10 protein-coding genes are annotated in these 10,275 nt (G+C 65.4%); 4 read left to right on the top strand and 6 right to left on the bottom strand.

The window, feature by feature from the left end; translation table 11 throughout:
- The 6 genes from ACFWI9_RS30320 to ACFWI9_RS30295 form a co-directional block, all read right to left on the bottom strand.
- A partial coding sequence (locus tag ACFWI9_RS30320) for an NACHT domain-containing protein (protein ID WP_387167266.1) occupies nt 1–2,691 on the bottom strand: 2,691 nt, incomplete at its 3' end.
- Nucleotides 2,651–3,007 carry a hypothetical protein gene (locus tag ACFWI9_RS30315; protein WP_387167263.1) on the bottom strand — a complete coding sequence of 119 codons (357 nt, stop codon included), beginning with the start codon at nt 3,005–3,007 and terminating at the stop codon, nt 2,651–2,653. The genes ACFWI9_RS30320 and ACFWI9_RS30315, both read right to left, overlap by 41 nt.
- Before the next feature lie 309 nt (nt 3,008–3,316).
- The gene (locus ACFWI9_RS30310; RefSeq protein ID WP_387167260.1) at nt 3,317–4,159 is read right to left on the bottom strand and encodes a DUF1932 domain-containing protein; all 843 of its coding nucleotides are present in this window, start codon (nt 4,157–4,159) and stop codon (nt 3,317–3,319) included.
- The gene (locus ACFWI9_RS30305) at nt 4,156–4,743 is read right to left on the bottom strand and encodes a guanylate kinase (protein WP_387167257.1); all 588 of its coding nucleotides are present in this window, start codon (nt 4,741–4,743) and stop codon (nt 4,156–4,158) included. Before ACFWI9_RS30305 ends, ACFWI9_RS30310 begins: the two co-directional genes overlap by 4 nt.
- Nucleotides 4,740–5,711, bottom strand: a complete 972-nt coding sequence (locus ACFWI9_RS30300) for an AAA family ATPase (RefSeq protein WP_387167254.1) — start codon at nt 5,709–5,711, stop codon at nt 4,740–4,742. The genes ACFWI9_RS30305 and ACFWI9_RS30300 overlap by 4 nt, the downstream gene beginning before the upstream one ends.
- Before the next feature lie 271 nt (nt 5,712–5,982).
- A complete protein-coding gene (locus ACFWI9_RS30295; RefSeq protein WP_387167251.1) occupies nt 5,983–6,363 on the bottom strand; it encodes a GntR family transcriptional regulator in 381 nt (126 codons plus the stop codon).
- Between the two features lie 352 nt (nt 6,364–6,715).
- On the opposite strand from ACFWI9_RS30295, the gene ACFWI9_RS30290 reads away from it, so the two are divergent.
- The 4 genes from ACFWI9_RS30290 to ACFWI9_RS30275 form a co-directional block, all read left to right on the top strand.
- Nucleotides 6,716–7,015, top strand: a complete 300-nt coding sequence (locus tag ACFWI9_RS30290; RefSeq protein ID WP_387167248.1) for a hypothetical protein — start codon at nt 6,716–6,718, stop codon at nt 7,013–7,015.
- Nucleotides 7,012–7,977, top strand: coding sequence for a DUF2637 domain-containing protein (locus tag ACFWI9_RS30285; RefSeq protein ID WP_387167245.1), 966 nt, complete (start codon nt 7,012–7,014; stop codon nt 7,975–7,977). Before ACFWI9_RS30290 ends, ACFWI9_RS30285 begins: the two co-directional genes overlap by 4 nt.
- Nucleotides 7,974–8,390, top strand: a complete 417-nt coding sequence (locus tag ACFWI9_RS30280) for an RRQRL motif-containing zinc-binding protein (RefSeq protein ID WP_387167242.1) — start codon at nt 7,974–7,976, stop codon at nt 8,388–8,390. The genes ACFWI9_RS30285 and ACFWI9_RS30280 overlap by 4 nt, the downstream gene beginning before the upstream one ends.
- A 98-nt stretch (nt 8,391–8,488) precedes the next feature.
- Nucleotides 8,489–10,275: cell division protein FtsK (locus ACFWI9_RS30275; protein WP_387167269.1), on the top strand; the 1,787-nt coding region annotated here is incomplete at its 3' end.

Genomic DNA, 10,275 nt, shown 5'->3' with positions numbered 1-10,275 from the left:
GGGCCGCTGCGGGAAATAGTCAGCCAGCAGCCGAAGAGCCGTTGAGCGAGGAAGTTCATCGGGGTCGGCAGTGGCCCGGTCAACAAGAAGCGCCAGCGCCTCGGGCCGCTGCGGGAAATACTCAGCCAGCAGTTGAAGAGCCATTGAGCGAGGCCATTGGTCAGGGTCGGCGGTGGCCCGGTCAACAAGAAGCGCCAGCGCCTCGGGCTGCTGCAACTCAACCAGCTGTTGAAGAGCCGTCGAGCGAGGCGATCCGCTGGGGTCAACTGTGGCCCGGTCAACAAGAAGCGCCAGCGTCTCGGGCTGCTGCGGGAAATGCACGGCTAGCAGCCGAAGAGCCGCTGAGCGAGGAAATCCGTCGGGGTCGGCAGTGGCCCGATCAACAAGAAGCGCCAGCGTCTCGGGCTGCTGCGGAAAATACTCGGCAAGCAGTCGAAGAGCCTCGGAGCGAGGGAATTCATCGGGGTCGACAGCGGCCCGACTGATAAGGAATGCCAGAGTCTCGGGCAAGTCACCCTCAAGATCGACAGTTCTCCGAAGAGCCGAAACGCGTGCATGCGGTGACGGAGAGAAACGAGCCAATACACGTGGCTCTGCAGCTGATAGACAGAGCGCCAGCGCCACATTTGAGGCATCCGCTACCTGGTCAAGGTGTTGTCCCCTTAGAAGAAACCAGTGCAGGTATCGTTGTCGCCCCGTCCAATACTCGTTGAATGTGCCGAGGGCTGGCAGAGCGGCTTCAAGTCTGGCTGCGCCCAAGTACGTTGAGCCGGAAACGGTCACACGAAGAGAGTCGACGATGGCTTTGCTTTGTGGGGCGAGCGCACCGATTTTCCTGACTTCCGCGAGCGCACGGACGGCCAAGACCAGCATGCTGTTGCCGAAGGTAGGACGCCGTTGCTCATGCAGGTGCAGGAGGCGGTCGATGGCTCGGGCAGCGTCGCGCTCGGGAAGCTGGCCAATGACAAGCAGGATCACCTCGTGCCAGGCGGGATCTTCAGCTCGCTTTTCGATCACGCTTGTGATGAGCTCTTCGGGTGTCCACTGGCGGTCTTCTTTGTAACGGTAGGCAATGTCGGCGGCAGCGAGGTATTCGAGGAACGCGCGGTGGACGAAACCATAGACCTCGCCGCCGTAGCGGCTGAGGATGAAGTTGCGTTCCCGCAGCTGGGCTACCATCCCGCGGGCTGCGGCTTTGGCCTGCATAGGCGGCAGTTCGTACTCACTGAGGTACTCCCCAAAGGCGGCCTCCAGGTCCCTTCCATGAATATGGTTGCCCGCGATGCCACTCTGGCCCTCCTGCATGCGACGGGCCAGCAGACGCAAGAGTTCATGGCGCTCTTCGGCTCCCAGCACCTCCAGCGCTTGCGGAGCATCAGCCTGTGTCAGTTGCTTGGCGTCTCGGTCCCAGTGCGCCACCAGAACGGTCACCGCGTGCTTATAGACGCCTTGGCGGTCCCGGGGAAGTGTCTGGCGGCGGCCGATGATCGCGAGGATGGTCAGCAGCAGCGGGTTTCCGGCAAGTTCCCGCACAGGCCGGGAGTGGGCAACCGCGTCCGCTACGCGCTGCACCAGGTTTTGAGCCAGTGGTACATCGTGCGGACAGGCAGTGGCGTACCAAAGGCGGGCGAACTCCCCGATCTGGTCTTCGGTGAGGTCCTGCAGCATGTAGTGCTTGAACCCCGCAGCGTCTAGGACAGCCCGTTGGTAACCGATCACCCGGGAGGTCACGACGATGCGCACCCCCGGATACCTGGCGGCGAAGGCACTGATACGAAGGGATGTCTCGGTCCGCACCACTGGGTCAAACAACTCGTCCAGGCCGTCGAACACCATCACTACTCGTTGCTGCTGGAGTAGCTTGCGCAGCACAGAAGCGGGAACGGACATTCCTTCCAGGCTGTGCAGATACTCCAGGAACTCCTCAAAGGTGCGGTCTCGCCACCGCTCGTGCGCATACCTGCGCAGCTCCACCACGATCGGCAACTTCCCGCCCAAGGTGCTGAGCGGCTCTTGCGAAATGGGGCCGGTCAGGGCGAGCGCCAGGTAGCGGGCGAGAGTCGACTTGCCCGCCCCTGGATCGCCCAGCAGCACCACCCGTTCCGTCTCCGTGTCGGCCAGCACATCCAGGACTCTCACAGGCGGCCGCTGCTGGTACGCCTCGCGAATTCGGTTCAAAGTCTCCCGGTCGGCACCCGGGGGTAGATCGCGATCGCCGAACTCGGCTATCTCGCCGTGGTCCATCAGCCGCTTCATGAGCTCCCGCGGTAGCTCGACCGAGGGCGGGTCGGCTCGTACGAGGGGAGGTACGAAGACCTCGCGCAGCTCAACCACTGGATGTTCACCCTGCTCCGAGAGCGGCGTCAGAACTTCCAGGTCTAACCGCCCGAACACCTCTCGCACCCGTTGGCCATACGCCTTGATCGCTGCGGATTCTTCTTCGAGCGAGGGCGAATCTACTTCGGGAGCGTACTGGTAGAGATTCTCCACGTTCATCACCCCGGTGTTGGCGATGCTGCCATTCTCTGCTCGCGCATCCCCGGTTTCTGACGCCGCAGCCCCCGACTTTTTCCCCCACTCCATGCGTGCACCAATCTCTAAATCCGTGTTCAAGTCGGACTGCCCAAGCCGACTATTCGTCCGTATCAGCTCAAGTGAGGTGAACACCGGTGTTGGCGTCGCCTGATCCATGCGACTCCGCGTCCCCCGTACTGTCCGTGCTCACCTGCGCCTGCGGGCCTGCCGCAGGCATGGAGATCCCGGTATTCGCCATCCCGCCGCCCTTGGTTGTGGCCTTGCCTGTCCTGACGGCCGTAAGAACGGGCCCAGGCTGAGCACCATTGCCACTGGTGAGCGCATAGGCCATCCCAACTACGCCTGCGCTCGCTCCAACGACACTCGCGATCCCGTCCGCGGTCCCGAGATCGGCCCAAACCCACACGACGACCATGGCGACGATCAGGACGCATGACGCGGCCATCAGCACCATCTTCTTCCATCCCTGCATGACGTCATCATCCACCCGACGCCCCGTACTGGAGCGGTTGTTGAGCAAGAAGCCAACCACCGCAGGCAGCGGTAGCGGGGGAATCCCCGTGATGGCCTCGGGGCGATGGCCGACGGGGCAGGTTCTTCGGGAGCCACACGTGGCCGGCAATGGACGTTTTGGCCAAACGCGATGGAGTCACTGGTGAGCAGCCACTTGAGGCGCCGAACCCGCTCTGGCACGGCTCCGGCGCCGTGCGCGGTTCGGTTCAGGCTCGGAACGAGCCCAAGCTGCCCCTCAGGACACGCCCAACTGCCAGCCCGCCCAGGGTCAACTGTCCGCGGATCTACGCAGCAGATCGAGCACCTGGGGGACATCCAAGGCTGAATCCTTGAGGTTGTCCCACCGGCTCATCACTGAGGCTGAAGCGAACGCCAGATCAGAAGGTAGGCCAGCCTCTTCAAGGGCTGCTGCCACCTCGCTCATCTCAGGGCCCCAGCGCCACGAACGCGCGGCCACCTTCGGGAAGTACGCCGGCTCAGCGAGGTAGCTGGTCGTACGACCCTGCGCGATGTCGACCAGCTCATCCTCTACCCCATAGGCACGGGCCAGCGCGTACGAGACAGCCGCGAGGACGCGGCTCGCTTTCTGGAAGCTGCTGTACGACAGCTTGAGCGCAGATGCTCGCCCGATGCCGCCCGGCAGGAGGTGAGTCTGAACGGCACTTCCCGCGAAGAGCCCTGCCACGAGTGGTAGCGCCTGTGACGGTCCGGAGAGATAGAAGCGCGTGCTCTTCGAGGCTGACGGGGGCGATCCAACGATGGAGCCGTCGACCACCGTTGCCCCAGGCACACACATGACAGCACTGATGCTCGACATCGTGGCGGGCGCGACCGCGTTTCCGTCCACGTAGATGCGTGTATACGAGTGCGCCGCCACGGAGCGGGCGACGTCCTCCGCGACGGCTGGCGGACACAGGCTCAGGATGATGTCCGCCCGCTCGACCATCTCAGCCAGATCAGCTACAGGAGTGAGACCGTATCGCTCGGCGCGCTCCCTGGATGACACGCTACGACCGGCAGGACACCACACGACCTCTGCTCCACTGAGCCTTGCCTGAGCAGCAACGGCCGCGCCCATGCTTCCTGGATGCAGGATTCCGAGGGTGGTCATCGGACCAGCTCCCTGATGTCCACGGGTTTGGCAGGTGTCCCATCCGCAAGCGCATCGTTGATGGCGCGAGCCGACTCAGCAGGGCAGAGGTCATCCGTCCTGATGGCCAGCGTCCACGGTTCGGTGGCGTGAGCCAACAGGTCTTCCCGAGTCTCGTGCCAAACCTTCAGGCGAGCCTCTACGTCTTTGTCCCCGCGGGCGACAGACCGACTCTGCGTCACCTGCAATGGGCACCACAGCAGAACCTTGACCCAATGCAGGGGGAACGCTGCTACAGCGGAGGCTCCGGTGACTTGGCCCATGTGCAGCACAGGGATACGGCCGGCATTGATGAGCGCGGTGATCTCGGCACGATCAATGGCGTACTCGGCTCCGTAGCGCACGTTCCGATACAGCAACTGTCCGGCGCCTGCCAACTCCTTGATGTGGGCTGGCGTGGTGAGTCTGTAGCCCGTAGTCCGACCAGGACCAGCTTTGAGGCGCCGAAAGAGCGTGAACTCAGGTCGCATGGCAGAGAGCTCTGATGTGATCGTATCCTTGCCCGCTCCTGGAGGGCCGTACAAGATGACGCCGGTCGAAATCACAGCCCGGCTCCACTCAGCACGTCTCGCGCTTCATCGACCAAGGCCACTGCAGCACCAAGTCGGTTGTCCACCACGAAGTGCGGGCCCTGCGGCCGCAAGTTCAGGTCGAGACCCGACACGTACTCGTCCCATGCCGACATCTTCCAGGCATCGCGAGCCGCACCTCTGAATTCGATGTACTCGCGCATGGATTCAGGGTCGCACTCAACCCATATCGTTGCTACTGAGACTCGCTTCGAACGACAACGATTCTGGAAGCGCTGCATCCAGTCAGCTTGAGAGAACTCTGAGATGAACGGCGCATCGAGGATAGTGGATATTCCGCAGTCAACATTATCCCATGCGGCTTCCATGAGGCAGCGGTATTCGAGCGGCCTGACTTTCTCCCGGTACAGTTCTGAGCTTCGATCGTTGGCCTCACCGCCAAGTGCGATCAAAAGCTGATCCACCAGGGGGCGGGTCAATGAGTCCTTGTCGAGCACCGGCCACCCCGTGAGGCCACCCAGGAACTTGGCAAACTCAGACTTACCAGATCCGGCGAATCCTCCGACAAGTACGACAGACGGGCCGTCGAGACTTCCGCCAGCGTTGCGTCGACTCCACGCGTCGATGACCCGATTGCGCAGCGCTTCACTGTCTACGTCGTTCGTACCGTCTCGGATGCTACTGAGCGCTTGCCGCACCGCCTGCGGCTGATCGGGAAAACGCCGCGATGCGATAGTGGGGGCGGGGACGGACACGGGAGCATCCTCTCCGGGCAGGGCTCGGCGGAAGCCGATCTGAGCTTCGTTGCACCGATACAGAAGGCAGTACGCTCGGCGGTAATGCGGGCCGGGGTACACAGCGCCTTTCTCGTGGCTCCAGATTGTTTGGAAGTTTGCGGCGATATTGAATCCGTGACGCTCGGCAATTTCACGGAGCTTCTCCCCCGTATCTTCCAGAGTGAGCCCCACCTCTTCGCGATGCATGCGCAGAAGGTCAGGCTTCCAATCTGGGTGCTTCCGAGCCATCTACCCCTCCTAGATAGCTAGTCGGAACCGCGAGTGTAGCGGTCCGACTAGTCCTGCGGAAATTCGTGATAGCGCATATATAAGCGGATGTATAAAGACGTCGGAGACATCTCAACTAGCGGGATGTGATACCGATCTTCGGCTAGCGGCGGTGAACTAGAGCACATCTGAACAGGAGGTGCTCATGGATCCTCGCGTAAGCACGGCGGCCCGGCTGGCCGCCGGCGCATCACTTGTCAGGCGACGTGACGGAGGCCCGCTCCGCCTCAAGCTGCGCGAGCCGCTCCGACAGGTCGTCAAGTCGGGACGCCACGTGCCGCACTTCCTCTTGCAGGTCCCGGAGGCTCACCACTGCATGCCGGGCCGACGGCTCGCCCTCCTGCACGTCGATCACGTAGGTGCCGCTCCCCGGGCGCCCTTCCACCAGCCCATCTTCGGCAAGCTGCCGGTAGGCGCTCTGGACTGTCATGAGCGCTACGCCCAGCTTCTTGGCGAGGCTCTGCGCGCCCGGCAGGCGCGTACCCGGGCCGTAGGTGCCATCGGCGATCTCGGCTCTGTAGTGGGCCGCAATGTCCTTCGCGGCCGGAGGCGTCTCAGGCTTCCAGTCCATACCTAGAGCGTATCCAACCTAGGTCAGTTCCAGGCCGACCGCCCGAACCTCTTGACCCACCAGATCTACCTAGGTAGTTTCTCGTTCCCACAGCAAGCAACCTAGGTTGTTCGTGATCGGCGTTGGTGAAACCTGCCAGAAGCCGCCGTTCCTTGAGAACTCAACAGCGTGACGAGGTGACCGCCTCCTCCAATAAGGCGGTCGCGCGGCTGAGGTCCGCGCAGCCCTGATGGTCGTAGGCCGGGTTCGACTCCCAGCCGGGGCACGCACGACACAACCGCGGCAGCGGGACTCCCCACCAAGGTCGCCCGCCGCCACGGCCTCCCTGCCTCTCAAATTTCAGGAGTGATCCATGCGTATGTACATCGGCCGCCATCAGGCCGTCTCCGCCAGGGACTTCGTGGAACTGGCCGTCGGTACCCCGGTTGAGTTGTGGCTGGGTGTGGAGGGCGAGAGCGAGATGGAGCGCGCGGCCCGTCTGGATGCGGCGCGGGACATCCTTGCCGACAACCCGGGCTTGCCGGACGAGGTGTCGCGCGTCGCTGCGGAGGCGATCGAGGCGTTCGCGCCTGAGTTGTTCAATGTCACCCCGCTGGTCCGCCGCTCGGTGGCCCGGCACCGCTCGCGTCGCGGCAGGGATGTGGCGGCATGACGGCCACGAAGAGCATGGAGCGGCTGACGGTGCCGCCGCTGACCCGCCCGGAGATGGGTCTTGCTGGTGTCGGTGCGCTCGCCGCGGCTGGTGTCGGCGCTTTGGGCCTGGTGGCGTCGTTCGATGCCGTGTCCGAGGCTGCGGCCCGGTGGGGATTCGGTGAGCCGTGGATGTTGCCGGTCGGTATCGACGTGGCGATCCCGGTGTTCACCGTGGCGAACCTGCTGCTGATCCGGATGGACATGGCCTTGGCCTGGGTGCGGTTCGTGCCCTGGGCGCTCACGCTGGTGACCTGCGGGCTGAACGTCGCGGCCGGTCAGGGGCTGTGGGCGAAGGTGGCCCACGGGACGATGCCGCTGCTGTGGGTGGTGTTCTCCGAGATCGGCGCCCACATCTACGCCGTCCGTATCGGCGCGGCGACCGGCCGGCGGATGGACAAGATCCGTTTCGGCCGGTGGCTGCTCGCCTTCCCCTCCACCTTCGCCCTGTGGCGGCGGATGACGCTGTGGGAGATCACGTCCTACACCGAGGCTCTGACGCGGGAGAAGGAACGGCAGCTCGCGCGTGCTGATCTGCGCGAGCTGTACGGGCGCCGGTGGCGCCGGCACACCCCGCACCGCACCAAGGTGCTGCTCAAGCTCGGGGACCTTGCCCCCGCCGCGGTCGACATCGAGCCGGACCCCGACCCCGAGCCGGTAGCGCCGGACGACGTGGCGCCTAAACCGCGCCGAAGCCGAGGTCGGAAGCCGAACACGAAGACGAAGCGCACGCGCACGGCGGCGGAGCTGCTGGCGGAGGCGCGGGAGGCCACTGCCGGATGGTCGGACGCTGAGATCAACGCCGAGAAGATCCGCACCGCGCTGCGCTGCTCGGCAGCCAACTCCCGCACCGTGCGGGATGCGCTTCTTGCGGAGCGGACCGACGCCCGTCGCCTTGTCGATTTCGAGGGGGCGGCGGCATGAGCGGCACTCGGCGCTCTGACTGCGTGAGGCCGCCCGCGTACGGCTCGTGCTACGACCCGACTGGTGCCCGCTTCGGCGTCCCCACCTACCCGTGGTGTCTCGCCCCTGAGGGCTTCGCCACTCGTCGCCAGCTCCGCGTCCGCGGTTTGCGGCCTGGCGGGCAGCCGGTCGCTGCGCAGCTGATGCGCCGTTCGCCTCGCCGCAGGGGCGGGGTGATGGTCGCCCACCTGTACCGGATCGATCTCGCGAAGCCGGTGCGGCCGATGACGTCGCGCAAGTGGGGTGCGCTTGCTCTGGCGATGCTTGCCCGCCGCAGCTGCCCGCAGTGCCACACGGACGCGGGTTACGTCATTCCGCCCACGCTCGGCACCTGCGTCCCGTGTGCCTATCCCGAGGAACAGCGCGCTGCCTGATTACAGCGGACCCCGTCCAATTCGACCCCGTTCCCAGGGAGGGACGTTCAGTGGATCGCGACGATGAGAACGAACTGTTCAACCGGCTGGAAGCTGACATGGCTGCCGACTTAGGGCCTGACTCGGGGGCGGATGTGGTCGACCTGGGCAAGGTGCGGTCGGCCCGTACGGGGTCGGCCGGCTCGGCCACCGACCCGGCCGCCGACCGATCGGCCGACCCGCACTCTGATGAGTCGGGCGACCCGTTGGCGACGGTGTTGGTCGACCAGCCGGCTCCGGCGGTTGGTCCGGGGTATCTGGGTCGGTTGATGGGCGCCCGCCGTCGGGATGTGGTCCCGGTGTGGCTGCGGTCGACGTCGGAGCTGAAGACCGCGGCCACGTGGGTGGCGCGGCATTACGCGCATGCTGCCGGGTATCACGCGCTGCGCTCGCCGGTCTACGCCGTCCGCCTCGCCTTTCAGGCGCCGACCGGTGCGGCCCGGTTCGTCGGGGGGACGATGCGGTGGGTAGCTGACCGCGAGGGCGAGCCGGTCCGGCTCGCCGCCGTACGGCGCGAGGATGCGGCCGACTACCTGAAGCTGTCCCGGCAGCGCGACGGACGGGTGCGCCTGCGGAGTCTGGTCGCGGTGCTGGCGATGTTCGTCGGGCTGGGTGCGGCACTCGCCCTCTACGTTCTGGCCCCGGGGTGGCTGCAGGCGCTGTCGGTGTCCGCGCTGGTACTGGCGCTGGGATGGAACGGCCGGCAGGCGGATGCTCCGGTGATCCACCGGGCGGTGGAGATGCCCAAGGCGATGAAGCTCACGTCTGACATCGTGCTGCGGGCACTCGGGTCGCTCGGTATCCCTGCCATCAACCAGGCGCAGGCCAAGGGCAAGGAGGGGTTCGAGTTCACCGCCCCGATCACCCGGGACGGGCCCGGCTGGCGCGCGGAAGGCAACCTGCCCCATGGCGTCACGGTCACGGACATCATCGAGCGCCGCGAGCGTCTCGCCTCCGGGCTGCGCCGCCCGCTGGGCTGTGTCTGGCCGGAGGCTGTCACGCATGAGCACACTGGCCGTCTGGTGCTGTGGGTCGGCGATCAGGACATGTCCACGGTGCGCAAGCCCGATTGGCCGCTGCTGAAGGCCGGTTCGGTGGACCTGTTCAAGCCGGTCGCGTTCGGCACCGACCAGCGCGGACGCTGGATCGAGATCACGCTCATGTACATCGCCGGGATCATCGGCGCCATCCCCCGCATGGGAAAGACCTTCCTCCTGCGCCTGCTGATGCTCATCGCCGCACTGGATCCGCGGGCGGAGCTGCACACCTACGACCTCAAGGGCACCGGCGACCTCGACCCCGTCGGCGACGCCGTCTCCCACCGGCACCGGGCCGGTGAAGAAGACGAGGACATCGAATACGCCCTCGCGGACCTGCGGGCACTGCAAGAGGAGCTGCGCCGACGGGCGAAGATGATCCGCTCCCTGCCCCGGGACATCTGCCCGGAGTCGAAGGTCACCAGCGTGCTGGCGGACAAGAAGTCGCTCGGGCTGCACCCGATCGTGATCGGGGTGGACGAGTGCCAGAAGTGGTTCGAGCACGAGAAGTACGGCAAGGAGCTGGAGCAGATCTGCACCGACCTGGTCAAACGCGGCCCCGCCACCGGGATCGTGCTGCTGCTCGCCACGCAGCGCCCGGACGCCAAGTCCCTGCCCACCGGGATCAGCGCGAACGCGTCCGCGCGCTGGTGCCTGAAGGTGATGGGTCAGGTCGAGAACGACATGGTGCTCGGCACGTCGAGCTACCGGCGCGGGGTGCGGGCCACGATGTTCTCGTGGGCGGACAAGGGCATCTGCTACTTCATGGGCGAAGGCGCCGATGCCCGCATCGTCGGCGCCACCAACAT

The sequence above is a fragment of the Streptomyces sp. NPDC127084 genome, from assembly GCF_042724175.1.
GTDB lineage: Bacteria > Actinomycetota > Actinomycetes > Streptomycetales > Streptomycetaceae > Streptomyces.
This window is presented reverse-complemented; position numbering and strand designations above follow the sequence as displayed.